General features: G+C 55.8%; 17 protein-coding genes. All 17 read right to left on the bottom strand.

Going from position 1 to position 20,175, the window contains the following annotated elements; all coding sequences use genetic code 11:
- Nucleotides 1–23 precede the first annotated feature (23 nt).
- The gene (gene pgeF / locus MJA45_RS11060) at nt 24–878 is read right to left on the bottom strand and encodes a peptidoglycan editing factor PgeF (RefSeq protein WP_315607310.1); all 855 of its coding nucleotides are present in this window, start codon (nt 876–878) and stop codon (nt 24–26) included.
- An 89-nt stretch (nt 879–967) separates the two neighbouring features.
- Nucleotides 968–1,282 carry a YlmC/YmxH family sporulation protein gene (locus MJA45_RS11055; protein ID WP_315607309.1) on the bottom strand — a complete coding sequence of 105 codons (315 nt, stop codon included), beginning with the start codon at nt 1,280–1,282 and terminating at the stop codon, nt 968–970.
- A 121-nt stretch (nt 1,283–1,403) separates the two neighbouring features.
- Complete coding sequence (gene sigG / locus MJA45_RS11050; RefSeq protein ID WP_315607308.1) at nt 1,404–2,186, bottom strand: RNA polymerase sporulation sigma factor SigG; 783 nt, start codon at nt 2,184–2,186, stop codon at nt 1,404–1,406.
- Between the two features lie 253 nt (nt 2,187–2,439).
- Complete coding sequence (gene sigE, locus MJA45_RS11045; protein ID WP_315607307.1) at nt 2,440–3,162, bottom strand: RNA polymerase sporulation sigma factor SigE; 723 nt, start codon at nt 3,160–3,162, stop codon at nt 2,440–2,442.
- A gap of 38 nt (nt 3,163–3,200) precedes the next feature.
- Entirely contained in the window at nt 3,201–4,100 is a 900-nt protein-coding gene (gene spoIIGA, locus MJA45_RS11040) for a sigma-E processing peptidase SpoIIGA (protein WP_315607306.1), read from the bottom strand.
- 265 nt (nt 4,101–4,365) lie between these two features.
- Nucleotides 4,366–5,496 carry a cell division protein FtsZ gene (ftsZ, locus tag MJA45_RS11035; protein WP_315607305.1) on the bottom strand — a complete coding sequence of 377 codons (1,131 nt, stop codon included), beginning with the start codon at nt 5,494–5,496 and terminating at the stop codon, nt 4,366–4,368.
- Nucleotides 5,497–5,565: 69 nt separating this feature from the next.
- Entirely contained in the window at nt 5,566–6,795 is a 1,230-nt protein-coding gene (gene ftsA, locus MJA45_RS11030; RefSeq protein ID WP_315607304.1) for a cell division protein FtsA, read from the bottom strand.
- Nucleotides 6,796–7,048: 253 nt separating this feature from the next.
- Entirely contained in the window at nt 7,049–7,819 is a 771-nt protein-coding gene (locus MJA45_RS11025) for a cell division protein FtsQ/DivIB (RefSeq protein WP_315607994.1), read from the bottom strand.
- 184 nt (nt 7,820–8,003) lie between these two features.
- On the bottom strand, nt 8,004–9,284 hold the full coding sequence (gene murA / locus MJA45_RS11020) for a UDP-N-acetylglucosamine 1-carboxyvinyltransferase (protein ID WP_315607303.1): 1,281 nt from the start codon (nt 9,282–9,284) through the stop codon (nt 8,004–8,006).
- 46 nt (nt 9,285–9,330) lie between these two features.
- On the bottom strand, nt 9,331–10,239 hold the full coding sequence (gene murB, locus MJA45_RS11015) for a UDP-N-acetylmuramate dehydrogenase (RefSeq protein ID WP_315607302.1): 909 nt from the start codon (nt 10,237–10,239) through the stop codon (nt 9,331–9,333).
- Between the two features lie 167 nt (nt 10,240–10,406).
- Nucleotides 10,407–11,519, bottom strand: a complete 1,113-nt coding sequence (murG, locus tag MJA45_RS11010; RefSeq protein ID WP_315607301.1) for an undecaprenyldiphospho-muramoylpentapeptide beta-N-acetylglucosaminyltransferase — start codon at nt 11,517–11,519, stop codon at nt 10,407–10,409.
- A 4-nt stretch (nt 11,520–11,523) separates the two neighbouring features.
- Nucleotides 11,524–12,621, bottom strand: coding sequence for a stage V sporulation protein E (gene spoVE / locus MJA45_RS11005; protein ID WP_315607300.1), 1,098 nt, complete (start codon nt 12,619–12,621; stop codon nt 11,524–11,526).
- 71 nt (nt 12,622–12,692) lie between these two features.
- Nucleotides 12,693–14,087: a UDP-N-acetylmuramoyl-L-alanine--D-glutamate ligase gene (gene murD / locus MJA45_RS11000; protein WP_315607299.1), complete on the bottom strand. Its 1,395-nt coding sequence runs from the start codon at nt 14,085–14,087 to the stop codon at nt 12,693–12,695.
- Between the two features lie 3 nt (nt 14,088–14,090).
- Entirely contained in the window at nt 14,091–15,053 is a 963-nt protein-coding gene (mraY, locus tag MJA45_RS10995; RefSeq protein ID WP_315607993.1) for a phospho-N-acetylmuramoyl-pentapeptide-transferase, read from the bottom strand.
- 74 nt (nt 15,054–15,127) lie between these two features.
- The gene (locus MJA45_RS10990; protein WP_315607298.1) at nt 15,128–16,516 is read right to left on the bottom strand and encodes a UDP-N-acetylmuramoyl-tripeptide--D-alanyl-D-alanine ligase; all 1,389 of its coding nucleotides are present in this window, start codon (nt 16,514–16,516) and stop codon (nt 15,128–15,130) included.
- Nucleotides 16,513–18,000, bottom strand: a complete 1,488-nt coding sequence (locus tag MJA45_RS10985) for a UDP-N-acetylmuramoyl-L-alanyl-D-glutamate--2,6-diaminopimelate ligase (protein ID WP_315607992.1) — start codon at nt 17,998–18,000, stop codon at nt 16,513–16,515. Before MJA45_RS10985 ends, MJA45_RS10990 begins: the two co-directional genes overlap by 4 nt.
- A 157-nt stretch (nt 18,001–18,157) precedes the next feature.
- Nucleotides 18,158–20,098: a stage V sporulation protein D gene (locus MJA45_RS10980; protein ID WP_315607297.1), complete on the bottom strand. Its 1,941-nt coding sequence runs from the start codon at nt 20,096–20,098 to the stop codon at nt 18,158–18,160.
- Between the last annotated feature and the right edge of the window lie 77 nt (nt 20,099–20,175).

Here is a 20,175-nt window from a genome sequence, read left to right as displayed (position 1 = left end):
AGCTACCGTTCACCTCAATTTCCTTACTCACCGTTCCAGCCTATCCAGGCCAGCAGGCGGCCCGTCCGCCCCTGCTCTTTCCGATGAGAGTAAAACCAATCGGTCCGGCAGCTGGTGCACAGCTTTGTTATTTCGATAGCAGACGGCAAGATTCCTGCTTTTATCATAATTTGTCGGTTCACTTGTTGCAAGTCCAAACGGTATTTCCCTTCGCTTTCTTCCCGGTAAAAGAGCGGCTGCCGGCCGTTTTGAGGAACACCCGCTTCTTCCAGCGCCTCGTCCACCCGGTCGATCACAAAGCGGTCCACCTCGTAGCAGCAGGCTCCGATCGAGGGCCCGACGGACGCTACCAGATTAGAGGGACGGCTGCCGAACGCCTCCTGCATCTTCTCTACTGTTCTCGCGGCGATGGAAGCGACGGTGCCTTTCCACCCGGCATGGGCAAGCCCGGCTGCACGGACGACCGGATCATAGAAGAACAAGGGAACGCAGTCGGCAAATAAGGCCGCCAGGCAAACGCCCGGATCCCGCGTGATAAACCCGTCGGTATCCGCCCATGCGGTTTCCCGGCTGAGGGTCCCCTTGCCCCTGTCCGCTGCGGTCACGACGGCAATGCGGTCTCCGTGTACCTGCTCGCCATAGGACCACCGGGTAAGCGGGATTCCTATCGCTTCGGCTACCAGCGTCCGGTTGGCGATGACATCCTCCGGCCGGTCCGCCACGTGGAGCCCGCAGTTCAAGCAATCGAATTCCCCCGTACTGACTCCGCCGCTTCGAGACGTAAACCCGGCGGTAACTCCTTCAAACTTCTGCATCCAGCTGTCTATATAGAACAACGCAGGCCCTTCTGCCGACTCTCTGCGCACAAACGGCTCCATGGTCTTATGCCTCCTGTCTGGTGTGAGAATGATCCAGCCCCTGCGGCCGGATCCGTTCTCCTAAGTGTACCACAAGGAGGCCGGCCGCGTTACCGGTCCTTCTCCCGGTCTCTTTCCCGGTACGGCCTTGCATAATCCTGCCCGTCCTCTTCATTCTGGCGGTACACGCGGGCGTCGTCCAGCTTGACCAGCACGACGTCGGCCCCTATTTTAACTATGTTCCGCCAGGGAATCACAACATCCGTCCCGCCTCCAAAAAAGCCGAAGAACCTCGTTTGATTCGGAACGACAATCGAGTCGATCCGGCCCTGCCGGAGATCCAGCTCCAGGTCCGAGACCTGGCCCAGCTTTTTGCCGTCGACAATGTTTATAACATCCTTGGATTGAAAATCGGATATTTTCATGCCGAACCACCACATATCCTCATAGTTTTGGGCCTGACTCTTATTACTATATGTGGGCGCGGGGCGAAATGTCCTGGCGAATGAAAAAAAGACCGGCATAGCCGGCCTCATCAGGGCTTGGTTACGATTTGACATGCTTCTGCATTTGGGAAATAGCCGACTTCTCCAGGCGGGAAACCTGCGCTTGAGAGATGCCGATTTCATCCGCTACCTCCATCTGCGTTTTGCCATCGTAAAACCGCATGGAGATGATCATTTTCTCCCGGTCGTTCAGCTTCCTCATTCCTTCCCTAAGGGCGATGCCTTCGATCCAGGTAATGTCCCGGTTCCGGTCGTCGCTGATCTGGTCCATCACGAAGATCGGGTCCCCTCCGTCGTGATAGATCGGTTCGAAGAGCGAGACGGGATCCTGAATGGCATCCAGGGCGAACACCACATCCTCCTTAGGTATATTAAGGGCTTCGGAAATTTCGTATACCGTCGGTTCGCGGGAATTTTTGTTGGTTAAGTTGTCCCTCACCTGGAGAGCTTTATAAGCGATATCCCGAAGGGAGCGCGAGACCCGGATCGGGTTGTTGTCTCTCAAGTATCGGCGGATTTCCCCGATGATCATCGGAACCGCATAGGTGGAGAATTTGACGTTCTGGCCCAGATCGAAGTTATCGATGGCCTTCATTAGCCCGATGCACCCCACCTGAAACAAGTCGTCCACGAACTCCCCGCGATTGTTAAAGCGTTGAATCACACTCAGCACCAGGCGCAGGTTGCCGTTAACCAATTTCTCTCTTGCCGACCGCTCGTTCTTGGTCTGGAGTTCCACGAAAAGCTCGCGCATCTCGGTGTTAGTCAAAACCGGCAGTTTAGAAGTATCAACGCCGCAAATTTCTACTTTGTTTCGGGTCATCGTGATTACCTCCCAAGGAGAAACATTACTGTACATTATCTCCTTGGAAAATTTTTTTATGCGCCACTAAACGTTCCCTAAAAAGAACGGAAATGGCTTCCATCAACGAGAACCCCTTGAAATAAAACGCTTTCCCGTTTCTTTATTTCTTTATCTCCTTTCAGGACCTAGCCAAAGTTGTTTCCTTTAGAGAACGGCATCGCCAGCCGAGGACACCAAAAAAACGGCCGGACGGCCGTTTTTCATGCGTGTCTTACACCATTTTGTTGAACTCCTTGCGGAGCCGTTTGATAATCCGTTTTTCCAGGCGGGATATGTACGATTGGGAGATGCCGAGAAGATCAGCGACATCCTTCTGGGTCTTCTCCTCCCCGTCCTGAAGGCCGAACCGGAGCTCCATGATCACCCGCTCCCGTTCCGTCAGCTTATCGAGCGCCTTATGAAGAAGCTTGCGGTCCACCTGCTCTTCAATGTTCCGGTAGATCGTATCGTTCTCGGTTCCCAGGACATCCGACAGGAGAAGTTCGTTTCCGTCCCAGTCGATGTTTAGCGGCTCATCGAACGAAACCTCGGTGCGGATTTTGCTGTTCCGGCGAAGGTACATGAGGATCTCGTTCTCAATACAGCGGGAGGCGTATGTGGCCAGCTTGATTTTCTTCTCGGGGTCGAAAGTGTTGACCGCTTTGATCAAGCCGATCGCCCCGATCGACACGAGGTCCTCGATGTTGATTCCCGTATTCTCGAATTTCCGCGCGATGTAAACGACGAGCCGAAGGTTTCGTTCGATCAGCATGGCGCGAATGGCCGCATCTCCGCTTGGAAGCTTCTGAAGAAGGTATTCCTCCTCTTCTCTCGTTAAAGGCGGAGGGAGCGCCTCGCTACCCCCGATATAATAAATCTCATTTCCCTTAAGCCCCACGAGCAGGAGCAGACGGTAATAATTGAGCTGCAGCAGCATTTTCCATTTTAATAGCATAACCAGTTCCTCCTGTAATAAAATGAATCGACGCCGGATTACGCCTCCAGCAGGGTAGGATGCAGGATCGCCTGGTAAGCCCCGTCCGAGCTGAGCTGCCCGCCGTCCAATCCCACTAAAACCTTCTGCGTCTCTACCCGTTTCTCGTTATACCGAACCGTGACCCGGTCGGGCTTGATCGCCAGCATGAACTGGGTTCCCCGGTTTACGCCCCGGTAAGGCACCAGCCTCAGGCGGTCCTGCCAGGCGAACTCCTCCGTTCCCAGGGCGGCCACGATCTGATCGACCTCCGCCTGGCGAATCCGCTTCATCCACGTCTCCGGCAGCACTTCCTTCCACTGTCCGGCCTCCATGATCATCACCGGCGTCTTAGTCAGCGGATCGTACAGATGATTGCCCGTATCGATTAGACCGGTGCACTGGTAATGGAAGTCGTCGATGCATACCTCCACCTCCGCCATGTAGCTAAGCATCTCGGTCTGCCGACGAGCGGTATGAAACACCTTAAGGTACAGCCAGACGAGAAGCGGCAGCGTAACGACGATCAAGGTGGTGCCGGGAACGCCCATCATCGAGAACAGAAACCCGTCCATCAGTTCACTGGAGGACAAAAAGAAATAATAAACCCCGATCACGCTTCCGGCCGCCGCAAAATTAACAAGATAGAACGCCCCCATGTGCCGCCAAAACCGTTTAACCGGACGAAACCCGAAGGCGGTGCCGATCATCAGCACCGAAAAAATAAATTTGATGCCCAGCGTAAAAAGGAAGGAAAGCTGCGGGTAAAGCATAAAAATAACGTAAAGGGCCCCGATGGCCGCAGAAGCGGCTACCCTCCAGGCGCGGACCTTGGTATGGGAAACCCAGGCCGTCGTCAGCAGCAAGGCCCCGTCCACCGCAAAGTTAAAGAGGAACAAGAGATCCAGATAAACGACCAACCGCATTCCTCCCCATCCCGGCGATTGACGATGAACCCAGTATACGGGATGCCTCCCGCTAAGTCTGTCTGTTTCCGCCGGGGGGGAGCCTGTTTTTTTGTCGAAGGCTATACTATATATGCGTTGCTTCCCGCTCTTATTCATGGGATTCCTGTTATTCCGACTTATATCGCGGCCGCCCTCCCGAGGCTTTTTCCCAACAAAAAACCGCTCCCCTTCAGAAGAAGGAAGAGCGGTTTCGTCATAAAAATAAGCTAACCAGCCGTTAGTCGTTGTTATGGTTTTTGCGGTTCCGCAAGAACGTAGGAATGTCCAGCTGATCCCCGGAAGGCTGAGCTCCGAAAGGACGCAGGTTAGACGATCTCGATTCCGTCTGCTCGGTCTGCTGTTGTTGCTGCTGCTGAGCAGGCTGGGGACGTTTAATAGGAGGAGCGACATGGGCTTTGGTTTCGAAGCCGGTCGCAATAACCGTTACCTTGATTTCCTCTTTCAGCGTCTCGTCGATAATGGCACCGAAGATCACGTTAACCTCCGGATCGGAAGCCGCGATGACGATTTCAGCCGCCTCGTTGACTTCGTACAAGCTGAGGTTGGCTCCCCCCGTAATGTTCATGATAACCCCGCGGGCTCCTTCAATAGAAGTCTCCAGCAAAGGGCTCATGATGGCTTTCTTGGCGGCTTCCGCTGCGCGGTTCTCGCCTGTGCCAAGCCCGATTCCCATAAGCGCGGATCCGCGCTCGGTCATGATGGTTTTGACATCGGCAAAGTCAAGGTTAATCAGACCCGGAACCATGATCAAGTCCGAGATGCCCTGCACCCCTTGGCGAAGAACGTTATCCGCTTCCCGGAAGGCTTCAATCATCGGGGTCTTCTTGTCCACGATCTCAAGCAGCCGATCGTTCGGGATAACAATTAGTGTATCCACCTTTTCCTTAAGGGCGTTAATGCCCTGCTCCGCCTGCATGGCCCGCTTGCGGCCCTCGAATGTAAACGGGCGGGTTACGACGCCCACCGTCAGGGCTCCGCATTCCTTGGCGATTTCGGCGATGACCGGAGCCGCTCCCGTACCCGTTCCTCCGCCCATTCCGGCGGTAACGAACACCAGGTCCGCCCCTTTAAGGGATTGGATAATGGCTTCTCTCGACTCTTCCGCCGCTTTCTTGCCGACTTCCGGGTTGGCGCCTGCCCCGAGACCTCTAGTCAGCTTCTCGCCGATCTTAAGCTTGGCCTCCGACCTGGCCAGATTTAAGGCTTGGGCATCCGTATTTACCGTGATGAATTCCACGCCCTGAATTCCGTTCTCTATCATTCGGTTGACAGCATTGCTGCCGCCGCCGCCGACGCCAATCACCTTGATTGTCGCCAGCTGATCTACATCCAGATCAAATTCAAACATAGCGATTATTATCCTCCTCACTAATCCTCGTCAACCTGAGCAGCCTATACTTGCTCCGCACTTTCGGCATCAGATAAATTCACTTAACCAATTTTTGACCTTATCAAACCAGCCTGTTTTCTCCTTTGCCGGCTTCTTGGCGGGGATTTTCATTGTCGTCGGCACACGGTGCCGAATCGACTTGGTCACATGCTGAATAATGCCTACACCGCTGGTATAGGATGGATCACGCACCCCGATGAAATCGGGTGTAGCGATCCGGACCGAGGCGGCCAGCTCCGCTTGGGCAATCGGAAGCATCCCCGGCATGGTGACGGTTCCTCCTGTAAGCACATATCCTCCGGGAACATCCCCATAGCCCAGCCGGTAAGCTTCTCCGCGAATCAGCTGGAAAATCTCCTGCACACGCGGCTCTACGATATTCGCCAGATCCACTTGGGAAAATTCCTTCTCGGTGTTGCTGCCGATTCTCGGCACCTTGAAGACTTGATCTTCGGCCGCAACCGCTACCTGGGCGCAGCCGAATTTAAGCTTGACTTTCTCCGCATGTTCCATCTGCGTGTGCAAGCCGTAAGAAATGTCGCTTGTAATCAGGTCACCGCCGATGGGAAGCGTGGAAGTGGCGGCAATTGTTCCATTCTCAAAAACGGCAATGGTAGTAGAGCCTGCTCCGATATCGACGAGAATGGTCCCAATGGTCTTCTCATCCTTGGACAGGGTAAGGTTTCCGGATGCAAGCGACATAAGGACCATGTCGGCTGTGTTCAAGCCGGCTTTCTCTACGACGCGGCGCAGGTTATGTATAGCGGTTTTGGCGCCGGTAATAATGGTGGCTTCGACTTCCAGCCTGACGCCGATCATTCCTCTCGGATCTTGAATGCCTTCAAGCCCGTCGACTAAGTATTGTTTGGACACGACTCCGATAATTTCACGCTCCGGAGGCAGAGCGATAACGCGTGAAGCTTGAAGCACCCGTTCGATGTCTTCTTCCCCGATTTCTCTGTCTTCATTAGAAACGGCGACCACTCCGTGGCTTGGCTGAAGCGCTATGTGATTGCCGGTAATTCCTACGTAAACGTCATGTATCTCAATTCCCACCATACGCTCGGCATGCTCGACGGCATTGCGTATGGATTGAACCGTCTGGTCTATATCGACGATCGAGCCCTTGCGGATGCCTTCCGATTCGGCAGCCCCGACCCCGATTATGTTAATGGCTCCATTGGTTACTTCTCCAATTATAGCACGAACCTTGGATGTACCAATGTCCAGACTAACAATGATATCATTGCCGCTCAACCTTAGGCACCTCCCGGAATGTAATCGTGAATGTTGATGGCAAAATGGTTCCTGTACATATTCAACATGGTTCCTATTTTCCCTCTTTTTTCTACAATTTTTTTATATGGTTAATAATGAGAAAAAGTGTCTCTGGTACCGGCCGGACAAAGCTGGAAAAGATCGGATGAAAGCCTGTCCCGTTAGATGCCATGAGTTCAATTTTAACACTATTTCCATACAAAGAGTAGTCTTTTTTGGGTTCTGGAACCCATTACCTCTTCTTGGAATCCTTGTTCCCGTCGCTTGTCTCGGCGGAGCCGGCATCCTTGCCGAACAGGCTCCCGCGGTCCGTATCGAGCAGGGTCAGAATTCCGGTCGCTCCATTATTTCTCTCCTTAAATTCGTTGATCATAAAATCCAGGTATTGAATCTTGTCGCCTAGTAAAGCTATTCGGGTAATCACCTCAAACTGGGACCGTGTAAAAAGTTTAATCTTGTCCGGATAGGCGGCCGACGGGTCGGGCTTGATCTCGGATATATCCGAAAGAAGCGCCGGATTGATCCCGGCCAGCACCTTGCATAGGGCGGCCCTTTCGGGGGTCTCCGATCCCCAGTTGGTCAGAATCGGCTTGTCGATCACGGCGCCTTTGTCCTTGACCGGGTAGGCGCTTCCGTCCGCCATCAGCACCTCGATGCTTCCTTCCGGGGTAAGCTGATAAGCGGCCCGTGGATACTCCTTGACCTCAATCCGTATCTTGCCCGGGAACGACTTCGTCACCTGAACGGACTCTATCGTTTGGAGAGCTTTGACCCTCTCTTCTACAACGGAGGAACCGACCGCAAAAAACTGGTCCCCCACGGCCGCCTGCGAGGCTTGTCCGATCTGCTCGGAGGAAACCACGTCGTTTCCCGCAATTTCAATAGAGGTTATTTTGCTGAAAGAGGATTGAAAAAATAGAATCGCGAATACAATAAGAAAAAAGACGATTAACAAATAAAGCAGCTTGCGGCTGCCGGGTTTTTTGTTTCTCTCCGATTTCATCACTGGAATTTTGGAATCCGCGGCCAACCGTGACACCTTCTTCTGACAAGGAATTGACGGGCTCCTCCATCACTAGGATTAGGGGTGCCCGCTGTTTCCCTCTGATAATGGTAAACCAATCCGGGCCGTCCTGGTCCCTGCCGATTAAAGGCAAGGGATGCTTCCCCGCCTACCGTCCATCCGGTCAGGTAGGCTGAGGGCTTTCGGCAACAGCACGGCTTCGCGTGATGCTCGCTCCTAGACGGTTCAGCATAATCTCTATTCTATCATAACCCCGGTCGATATGATGAATCTGCTCCACCACGGTCGTCCCGTGGGCAGCCAACCCCGCCACGACCAAGGCGGCACCCGCCCTGAGATCGGTAGCCTCCACCGTAGCCCCATAAAGCCTCGGAACCCCACGGATAAAGGCGGAATTGAGGTCCACCCGGATATCCGCCCCCATTCGGGACAGCTCATCCACATGCTTAAAGCGGCCTTCGAACACCGTTTCCTTGATGATGCTCAAGCCGTCCGCCAAGGAAAGCAGAACCATGATAAGAGACTGCAAATCGGTTGGAAAGGATGGATGAGGAGACGTGACAATGCGTTCGACAAGCTTCGGCCTTGCGCCGCAGCTTACGCTCATTATATCACCGCTGCAGGAGATTTGAACACCTGCCCGCTTCAGCACATGAATCAGCGAGGTTAGATGTGCCGGGCATACCCTTTCAAGCGTAACGCTCCCCCGCGTAACGGCTGCGGCCACCATCATCGTTCCCGTGACGATTCTATCCGGGATGATCCGGTAACGGCAGGCATGGAGACGGCTTACCCCTTCAATGGTTATCGTGCTCGTTCCCGCCCCGAAGATCTTGGCCCCCATGGCATTAAGAAAGTTCTGAAGGTCCTGAATCTCCGGCTCCCTGGCCGCATTATGAATCGTTGTGATCCCATCGGCGGTGGCGGCGGCCATCATGATGTTTTCCGTTGCCCCGACACTGGGGAAATCAAGCGGGATCTCGGCACCGACCAGCTTATCCGCCGTACAAATAATGGTACTCCCCTTCTCTTCAATGCGGGCTCCCAGTGCTTCAAGCCCTTGAAGATGAAGGTTGATCTTGCGTTCGCCTATGGCACAGCCTCCCGGCTGGTAGACCTGAACGGAACCGAATCTTGCGAGAAGCGGCCCCATCAGAAAAATAGAAGAACGCATGGACTTCATCAAATCCTCCGGTATGTGGGAGGAATGAAGCGGCTCCATATCGAGCGTAACGGTTTCTTCCGAATGTTCCGCCCGGCAGCCCAAGGAGCGGAGGATATCCAGCATGACCCGGATATCCAGCAGATCCGGAACATTGTCGATCGCAAAAGTCCCTTCGGCGAGGACACAGGCTGCCAGAATGGGAAGGGCCGCATTCTTCGCCCCTTGAATCCTCATGGTCCCCGAGAGAGGCCGTCCGCCTTCGATCACCAATTTTTCCAAAAACTCACCTCCTGAAAGCTTGCACAGCAAGCCGTCGCGGCGAGCGTCAGTCGGTGTCACCCGCAACTAGAACTTCGGGCACTAGGGTTATTCCGTATTTTTCTTGGACGATTGCTTGGATCTTCTCAATAAGAGTGAGCACATCTTTCGCCGTAGCTTCGCCGGTGTTGATAATGAAGTTGGCATGCTGTGTCGATACTGTGGCCCCCCCAACGGTCAGGCCTTTCAACCCCGCTTCCTCGATCAGCTTCGCGGCATGATGGCCTTCCGGGTTGCGGAACGTACTTCCTGCCGTTGCCAGCTGCAGCGGCTGAGTCCGCATTCTCCGGTCCTTGTAGGCCGCCATCGCGGCACCAATTTCCTTGCGGTCGCCCGGCTGAAGCTCGAAGACCGCTTCCGTCACGATGCCGGGCTGACGGTGAAGCACGGAGTGACGGTAAGCATACTGCAGGTCTTCCTTCTGCAGCACCACCCGCTCCCCATTATCGAGCACCACCTCGGCTTGCTTAAGAATTCGCGACACATCCGACCCGTGAGCCCCTGCGTTCATGTAAACGGCGCCACCCACGCTTCCGGGGATTCCCCCGGCGAATTCCAGTCCGGTCAGCCCTTCCTTTCCCGTCAGGACACAGAGCTTGATGAATGAAAGCCCCCCGCCCGCATAGACTAGATTCCCTTCAAAACGAACCTGTTCGAAGGCTTGCCCCAGCTTCACGACCACGCCTCTAATCCCGGTATCCGCGACGAGCAGATTGGATCCCCGGCCCAGCACAAACCAGGGGACCCGGTGCTTATGCAGCAGCTTGACGGTTTGAGCAAGCTGCTCCTTCGATCCGGGAACGACCAGGACGTCGGCGGGGCCGCCTATTTTCCAGGTGGTGTGAGGCGCCAGAGGTTCGTTCAAGCGAACTTCCCCTACCTGGGCGGATTGAAGCTCCGAAATGATTTCCTGCATGGATAACCCTCCTTCACAAACATCGGGGGAGCAAGCAGCGGCTTGCAGAACCAAGCCGCTAATGTTCCGCTTTTCATCCGGGTGTTTGTCACGGTTATAGTGTAGTTTATGTGATTTCTCCGATAGTGTGACAGCAGCCTAGCTGCCCCCGGAGACAAGAATTCGGTCTAACGCGAGGCCAGCTTGAGCATCTCGCTGTAGAACAGACCGGCTGCCTCCCGGTTGCCCATCCGCGCCGAATTGCGCGACATGATGGAATGCCGGCCGGGATCCTTCATGATCCGCTCCACCTGGGCATAAAGAAACGTTCCGTTCAAGTCCCGTTCCAGTATGACCTTGGCGGCATTCTCTTTCTCGAGCCACCGGGCATTGGCCTCCTGGTGATTATTGGTCACGTTGGGAGAAGGGATCAAGAGGGAGGGAATGCCGAGCGCCGTAATCTCCGCGAGAAAGGATGCTCCTGCCCGGCTGATGATGAGCGAGGTGGCAGCAAGCACCTCATGCATATTGTGAACGTAAGGAACCAGAAGGAGGTTGTCCGGCATGGTCTTTCCTTTGGCCAGAATCTGTTGGCGGGTCGCTTCGTAATAAGGCTCGCCCGTCACGAACAGAAACTGAACGTCCGGAAGGCCCGCCATCAAAGGAGCCATAGCGGCGACGGCTTCATTCACCGCCTTAGCCCCCCGGCTCCCTCCCACCGCGACGACCAGCCGGCTGCCCTCGGGCAGGCCAAGGGAGGACAAGCCTTTGAGGGCGTCCGCCTGGACTACCGTTGTGGCACGGGGATTTCCCGTGTAGACCACTCTCTTTGCTCCGGGAAACTTGCCCTCGGAGCCCTGGAAGCTGACGGCCACCGTATCGGTGTACCGGCTCAAAAATTTATTCGTCAGTCCGGGAATGACGTTCTGTTCATGGATCATGGTCGGGATGCCGAGCTTGGCAGCGGCATAAACGACCGGTCCGCAAACGTAGCCCCCCGTTCCGATAACAACATCCGGCTTGAATTCCCGCAGGAGCTTCTTGGCCCGGCCCACTCCCTTCAGAAACCGGATAACCGTGCGTACATTGTCCAAAGACAGCTTCCTCCGGAAGCCGCTGATCTCAATGGCCTCAAAGCGCAGCTTGGGATCCGCTTTGGCGACAATTCCTTTCTCCAAGCCGGAAGAGGTCCCGATGTATAGGAATTCCGATCCGGGCTGCTCCCGGCGGACTTCCTCCATAATGGAAAGGGCGGGGTAGACGTGGCCCCCCGTCCCTCCCCCGCTGAGTACGATGCGCATAACTTCACCTCGAATATCGCGAAATGTTTAACAGGATGCCGATCGCGGTCAGCATTAACGTAAGCGACGAGCCGCCCGCGCTTATAAAAGGAAGCGTGATCCCGGTGACGGGAAACATTCCGATGACCACGCCGATGTTGATCATAACCTGAACCGCTACCATTCCCGTAATGCCAATCGCGAGCAGACTGCCGAACGTATCCTGGGCACTGATGGCCGTTCGGATTCCTCTCCAAACCAGCACGGCGAAGAGTCCGATGACGAACGCCCCGCCCATAAACCCCAGTTCCTCCGCCACAATCGAATAAATAAAATCAGTTTGGGGCTCGGGAAGGTAGCTGTATTTCTGAAGGCTCTTGCCGAAGCCAAGCCCCACCAGCCCGCCAGGGCCGATCGCATAGAGCGACTGGATAATCTGGTAGCCGGACCCGAGCGGGTCGGCCCAAGGATCCAGAAAGCCCGTAATGCGCTTCAGCCGGTAAGGGGCATTCAAGATAAGACCGACGAATCCGGCCACTCCGGCCAGTCCCAGCATGGACAGATGCATCACCCGGGCGCCGGCCGTCCAGATAATGAGCAGCGAAGCGCCCACCAGCACCGTTCCCGATCCCAGATCCGGCTGCAGCATGATAAAGCCGAAGGCGGCCCCCATGATCAGCAGCGGGGGAAGCAAGCCCTGCGTGAACTGCGTGATCCGGCTCTGCTCTTGGGATAACAGCTTGGCTAGAAAGAGAATCATGCCGAGCTTCATAAACTCCGACGGCTGGATTCCGAAGGATCCGATCCCGAGCCAGCTGCGGGCGCCCCCGCGAACGACGCCGATCCCGGGAATAAGCACGATAAGCAGAAGAACGAAACAGATCAGCAGACCGAGCTTGGCGTATTTCTTCCAAACCCAGTAATCCACGTTGGCCGTCAGGATCATAGCGCCGATTCCCAGTGCGGCAAAGATCGCCTGGCGTTTAACATAATAGAAGGAATCCCCGAATTCCCGAAAAGCCAGCACGGCACTCGCGCTGTACACCATTAGGACGCCTATCACCAGCAGCATGACGGCAGATGTCATGATTATCAAATCCGGCATTGCCCGTGCTTTTCCCATTGTTCCCACCTCTGCCCCATGATCTGGGGAAAGACAGGCGCAAAAAGACGTAAGGCCTGTACATCCCCTCTTTAAAGGGTATGCACGGCTTGTTTAAACATTCTTCCCCGCTCTTCAAAGGACGGAAACATATCCCAGCTGGCGCACGCCGGCGAGAGAAGCACCACTTCTCCCGGAGAAGCCGCAGCGCTGGCAAGCTGTACCGCCTCCTGCATGGCAAGGGCAGCGTCATCGGTCCGCTCCACGGTCCGGATGACGGGGACGCCCGCTTGCTCCGCTACGCCGTTCAGCTTCACTCGTGTCTCGCCCAGCGTGACGATGGCGCTAACCCGGTCCCGGAAATACGGGAGCATGTCCAGGTAATCCATCCCGCGGTCCAGTCCGCCGGCAATCAGGACCAGCTTGCTGTCGAAGGCCTCCATGGCTTTGAAGGTAGCCGAAGGATTGGTTGCCTTGGAATCGTTATAATAAGGGATTCCCTTGACGGTTGAAACGTATTCCAGGCGATGCTCCACTCCACGGAACGTCGCCAGCCCCTCTGCGATGGAAGGAATGGAAGCTCCTGAGGCGATGCTGATGGCAGCGGCGGCCAACGCATTCTCGATGTTGTGCTTTCCGGGAATGCCGAGCTTACCGGCCGGAAGGATCGATACGGTCGATCCGGCTTCATCCCGGTACATCAGCGTATCGTTATGTAGATAGACTCCGCTCGGAAGCTCTCCCTTGCTGGAGAACCATAGCAGCTTGGCTTTCAGATTAGCGGACTCAGCCAGCTCCCGAACCAGAGGATTGTCCGCATTAAGAACGGCGGTGTCCGTTTCCAGCTGATTGGCGAACAATTTGGCCTTCGAGCTGATATAGTCCTGCATGTCCCCATGGTAATCCAGATGGGTTTCGTACAGGTTCAGCAGGACGCCGATGCTCGGGCGGAAGCTAGAGGTGCCTTTCAGCTGAAAGCTGCTCAGCTCGACAACGAGCCGATTGTCCGGCGTTGCCTCGCGGGCCGCGTCGCAGAGAGGACGCCCGATGTTGCCCGCCACAATCGGCTTCTGGCCGGCGGCTTCCAAAATTTTACCAACCCAGGTCGTTGTCGTGGTTTTGCCGTTGGAGCCGGTGATGCCGATAATCGGAGCCTGGCAGATCGGGTAAGCGACCTCCACTTCCGTCACCACCTCGATGCCGAGCTCCTGGGCTTTCACGACGGGGGCGGCGCTGTAGAAGATGCCCGGGTTTTTGACGACCAGCGAGACCCCGCTGTGGATCAAACCGTCCGGATGGCCCCCGCACACAACAGAAATACCCAGAGCCTCCAACTCTTCGGCTTCCGGGCATGCCTCACGTTCTTTTTTATCGTTGACCGTTACCTTCGCTCCGAAATCGTGGAAGAGCTTTGCCACGGCGACTCCGCTTTTGGCCAAGCCCAGTACCACCACTTCTTTATCGCGATAATCTTCAGGATGCCTCATGTGCTAGAACACCTCGTTCAAGTATAGTCCCACTCCGGCCAGCACCAGACCCGCCGCCCAAAACGTAATAACAACGCGCCACTCGGACCAGCCGACCAGCTCGTAATGATGATGGATCGGGCTCATCTTGAAAACCCGCTTTCCCCTCGTTTTAAAAGAAACCACCTGTATGATCACCGACAAGATCTCAATTACGAATACCCCGCCGATGATAATAATCAGCATCTCGGCCTTTGTCAGAATGGCCGCGGCCGCGAGCCCTCCCCCGATCCCAAGGGAACCGGTGTCTCCCATAAAGACTTTGGCCGGATGGGCGTTATACACGAGGAAGCCCAGCACCGCCCCTACCATAGCCGCGGAGAAAATAGCCGTCTCCGGGCTGTGCACCTTGATGGCGATTACGACATACGCTCCGAAGGCGATGGCGCTGGTGCCCGAAAGCAGACCGTCCAGACCGTCGGTAAAATTCACGGCATTCGATACCCCGAGCATCATGAAGACGACGAAGGGATAATAAACCCAGCCCAAAGGCAGGGTGCTGTCGACAAAGGGGATGGAAATGTCCGTCGGATGGTCGATCCGGAACAAGAAGTAGCAGACCACGGCCGAAACGACCAGCTGCCCGAGAAGCTTCTGCTTGGCGGTCAAGCCCAGCGAGCGTTTGAAAACGATTTTGATGTAATCGTCCAGGAAGCCGACCAGCCCGTAGCCAAGAGCGGCAATAAGCAGGATGACCAGCTCGCTGTTCTTCTCGGCGAATTTGAGGGAAGCGAGCGACAGGGCAAGCAGAATAATCACTCCGCCCATCGTCGGGGTTCCGGCCTTCTTCAGATGGCCCTGAGGACCATCGGTTCGGATCTGCTGCCCGAATTTCAGCCTCCTTAAGAAAGGAATCAGCAGCGGGCCCGCCAGCAGCGCGAGCAGAAACGCCACGCCAAGCGGAAACAGAATCTCGTAAAATCCCATCACAACAAACACTCCTTAAATTTGGCTTTCCTTCGGAAAGCGGTTATCGTCCACGCCTTTATGTAAGATTCGGATCAGGATGGCAGAAGCGCGTGTACGATCTCTTCCAACTTCATTCCCCGGGAGCCTTTAACGAGAACGGCATCGTCCGGCTTAACCGCCGATCGCAAGTCTTTTGCCAGCTCTCCCTTGTCTTCGTACCAGCTCACCGCACCGGCGGGATAACGGTTCTGCGCCTCCTCCGCCAGATGGCGGGATAAACGGCCGTATACGTATACGCGGTCAATCCGCTCCGGACGGAGCAGCCTTCCGATTTCCCGGTGAAACTCCTCTTCCCGTTCTCCGAGCTCAAGCATATCGCCAAGCACGACAATTTTGCGGGAAGGTCCCTCCAATTCCTCCAGAAGAGCCAGCGCAGCCTTCATCGAGGTCGGGCTCGCGTTGTAAGCGTCATTCAGTACGAGAGCTCCCGAATCGGCACGGAGAGCTTCAATTCTCATGCTGGTCATCTTGAGGGACTTCAATCCCTCCGCGATGTCCTCATTCGACACCCCAAGCCGCCTGGCCGCGGAGATCGCCGCCAAAGCATTGATGACGTTATGCCTTCCGAGCAGCGGGAGGTAGAATTCGGGGGAATCCGGGTCCTGGATGCGGAAACGGGTTCCTTCCCCCTCCATCTCTATAGAGGTCGGATAGATATCGTTATTAGGGTGGGTACCAAATCGTATGCGGTCAAAATGGGCCGGCTGCGGCATTTCGGGAAGCACCTTCGGAATAAGCGGCTCATCTCCGTTGAAGATGAAAGCCCCTCCTTCCTTCAGCCCCGCCAGGCTCTCCGTCTTGGCTCTTGCTATCTCTTCCCGGCTCCCGAGCTGCAGCAGGTGGGATTCTCCGATATTCGTAATGATAACGATATCGGGCGCGGCAATCCGGGTGAGCAAATCAATCTCCCCCCGTCCGCTCATTCCCATTTCCACTACAGCGGCTTGAGTATCTTCCTCCAACCGGAGCAGGGTCAGGGGCAGGCCGATATGATTGTTGAGATTCCCTTCCGTTTTCCTCACGCGCAAAGAAACGGAGAGGATCGAAGCCGTCATATCTTTCGTGGACGTTTTGCCGTTGCTGCCCGTAATGGCGACCACTTGGACCGGAAGCTCGCTTCGGTAGCTCTTCGCCAGGCTCTGCAGGGCCGCAAGGGTATCCTCGACCAGAATGAGAGGATGATCCCCTTCCGGAAGCTGGCGGTCCTTCTGCCATAGAGCCGCGGCGGCTCCTTTCTCCAGCGCTTCCAGCACGTAGGCATGCCCGTCGAATGTTTCCCCGATCAGCGGGATATACAGCTGTCCGGGCTTCAGCGTCCGGGTATCGGTGGAGACGCCCTGAAAGAGCGTGGTTCCTTCCTTGGTACCGGCAAGAAGGCCGGCGGTCATCGAAGCCGCTTGCTGCAGGGTGCGCTTGATCATGATTTCTTCTCCTTAATGGCATTCCGGGCTTCTTCCCGGTCATCGAAATGATGGGTGGTACCGCCAATGATTTGATAAGTTTCATGGCCCTTGCCCGCAATCAATATTACATCGTCAGGGCCTGCCATTTCAACCGCTTTCCTAATCGCTTCCCTGCGGTCGGGCAGGAGAATGTAGCCTTTGGCATCGCCTGCTTCCCTCACAATCCCGGGGCGGACATCCTCGAGTATGGCCGAAGGATCTTCCGAACGGGGATTATCCGAAGTCGCGATAACATAATCGCTGTAGCGTGCGGCAATGGCTCCCATGAGCGGACGTTTCGTCTTGTCCCGGTCCCCTCCGCAGCCAAAGACCGTGAGGATGCGGCCCTCCGCAAATTCGCGCACCGTGGTCAGGGCATTCTCCAGCCCGTCTGGGGTATGCGCGAAATCAACGAGGACGGAGAAGGACTGTCCTTCGTCAACCGGCTCCATCCGGCCTTCGATGAGCGAAAGCTCCGACAAGCTCTTTTTAATGGAAGAAAGCGGAACCCCTTCGATCCAGGCTGCCGCTATGGCCGCCAGAGCATTGTAGACGTTGAACTTGCCGATCAGCTTGAGCAGAATCGTTTCTTCCTCTCCGAAGGCTGTGAGCTTAAACTCTGTCCCCCGCGAAGTGACACGGATATCCGTTGCCTGAAAGTCGGCGGGCTTGTCGATGCCGTAGGTAAGGACTTCGACCGCGGTCAGACTCTGATAATAGTAAGAGGCGGGGTCATCCCCGTTAAGAACGGCAAACTGCCGGCTGCCGGCATCGGAGGCGTATTCGTTGCCAAGCCGCGAGAACAGAAGCCCCTTGGCCGCCCGGTATTCCTCCATAGAGCCGTGGTAATCCAAGTGGTCCTGGGTCAGATTCGTAAAAATAGCCGTGCGAAAGCGGACTCCCTTTACCCGGCCCATCTGCAGGGCATGGCTCGACACCTCCATGATGCAGTAATCGGCCTGCTGGTCCCGCATGCGCCGGAAATTGTGCTGGAGGGCCAACGCTTCCTGAGTCGTGTTCTGCACGGGAAACGTCTCGCTGCCAATCTTCATTTCGATGGTTCCCATCCGCCCGGTCCGTGCGCCATGATCCGTTAACAATTTGTCAATTATGTATGTTGTCGTGGTCTTTCCGTTCGTTCCTGTAATGCCGATGACTTTAAATTCCCGGCTCGGGTAATCATAGAACCGGTTGGCAAGGATCGCCATAGCCAAGCGGCTGTCTTTCACGTGGAGGGTGGGAACCTTCTCCCCCACTTCCCTTTCCACCACCAGGGCGGCAGCGCCCTGCGCCACCGCCTTAGCCGCATAATCGTGGCCGTCGGCGGCATGCCCCGGAAGGCAAATAAACAAATCTCCCGGCCTTACTTTGCGGGAATCCGTCTGGATCCCCGTCAGCTCCACCGATTCGTCTCCGTCTAATCGGGCCCCTGCCAGCAGCGAGGCCAGTTCGCTAATTTTTATCAATGTGAGAACCCCCTGTACTCCTGCTATACGTGAGCTAAACGGCCTACTACCCACTATACACCCATTATACACAACCTTATGAGAAAAACCTTCGCCAAACAAGCAACCTTTATCGTTACCCGTTTTTGCGGCGGATGAAACCGTCCCCTTGTCATTATTTCGCCGGCTCCTCCGGAGGATTGGAGAGATAGATGCGGATCGTCGATCCTTTCTCCACCCGGGTTCCCGCTTTAGGAGCCTGGCTGATCACCGTTCGGCCGTTCCCCGACTTGGCCAGCTTGAAGTCCATGTTGAGGTCCTCGTAAATATCCTCCACCGTAGCACCAACGAGATCCGGCACTTCCACAATAGGGACGTCCCCCAGCTCCGGCTTCAGTTCCCGGGAGATCTGGTCCTTGCGAGGCTCCACTTTCATGTAGCGAAGGGCGTCCGCCATAATATTCTTGACGATCGGAGCGGCGATAAGACCTCCGAATTGAATACCCTGCGGGTCGTCGACCGCGGCATAGATGACGATTTTGGGATCATCCGCCGGCGCGAAACCGATGAACGACACAATATGCTCATCCGCGGAATAGCGTCCATTGATGACCTTCTGGGCCGTTCCGGTTTTGCCGCCCACCCGGTACCCGTCCAGAAACGCATTGCGTCCCGTTCCTTTGGCCACCACGCTCTCCAGCGCCTGACGAACCTGGGCCGAGGTGCTTTCGGAGATCACCTGACGCACCAGCTCCGCCTGTACGGTTTCGACGGTTTCGCCCGTCTCCGGGTTAAACCAGGCTTTCGCGACATGAGGCTTGAAAAGCTTGCCTCCGTTGATCGCGGCCGATACCGCGGCAATCTGCTGAATAGGCGTCACCGACACCCCTTGGCCAAAGGCCGTGGTCGCCAATTCCACGGGACCGACTTTGGACGGCTTGAACATGATGCCGTTCTCCTCGCCGCCCAGATCAATGCCGGTCTTCTTCCCGAACCCGAACCGGGTAATATAATCGAACAATTTATCCTTGCCGAGTCTTTGGCCCATGAGCACAAAACCAGGGTTGCAGGAGTTCTCCACCACTTCCAGCATCGTTTCGCTGCCGTGGCCCCCCCGCTTCCAGCAGCGGAGCCGGGCTCCCCCTACCTCTACGGCGCCGGAATCATAGAAAGGCTCATTGAAGTTGACTTTCTTCTCCTGGAGCGCGGCGGCCAAGGTGATGATCTTAAAGGTCGAGCCTGGCTCGTACGTCATCCAGATAGGCAGGTTGCGGTTGTAATCCTCCACCGGAAAGTCGCGGAAATGGGACGGGTCGAACCCCGGTCTTCCGGCCATGGCGAGGATTTCACCGTTGGAAGGATCCATGGCGATGGCAATGCTGTGCTTGGCCTGGTATTGCAGCATGGCCTGGTCCAGCTCCCTTTCCATGACCGACTGGATGTAGCTGTCGACGGTCAGCTGCAGGTTAAGCCCGTCCTGCGGCTTGACATACTGCTCCGACGTATTCGGCATCGCCCTGCCCGCGGCATCTGCCAGATAGGAGACATTGCCTTGAATGCCGGTAAGCTGGTCGTCATACTTGGCTTCGACTCCGCTTAATCCTTTGTTGAACACATCCGTAAAACCGAGAATGTGGGAAGCTAACGGGCCCAACGGATAGAACCGTTTGTTGTCCTCGGCGACCACGACACCGGGAATGGCTAGATCGCGGATTTCCTTCGCCTTCTCCTCGGTGATCTTGCGTCCCGCCGGTTGGATGCGGACGATGCTTTCTTTCTTCGTCACCATCTTATAGATGGGCTCCTGGGCCGACTGGAGCACTCGCGCAAGCTCCGCCGTCGCCGCCTTCGCATCCTGGATCTGGGCCGGAATCACCCAGACGGAGGGGGAGGTGATATTATAAGAAAGCTTTACGCCGTTGCGGTCCAGTATCTCCCCCCGCTTGGCCGCGTAAGGGATGTCCCTTCTCCAGTTATTCTCCGCCTTCCGGGCAAGCTCCGGCCCCATCCAAAGCTGGACATACGCCAGTCTCAGGATCAGCGAAACAAAAATGACGGCCCCGCCCAGCATTACAAACAGTAGCCGGCGGCGCACCGTTACGTTAGACACCTTCATACCCCAGCCTTCCCCCTTACCCGAAAAAAGTCATGTTCGTTTCCTACTCATGACTATTCGGGACAACCAGGGGATAG

It is taken from the genome of Paenibacillus aurantius, from assembly GCF_032268605.1.
GTDB classification, from domain to species: Bacteria; Bacillota; Bacilli; order Paenibacillales; family NBRC-103111; genus Paenibacillus_AO; species Paenibacillus_AO aurantius.
The sequence above is the reverse complement of the archived record's forward strand: the minus strand, read 5'-3'. Positions and strand labels throughout refer to the sequence as shown.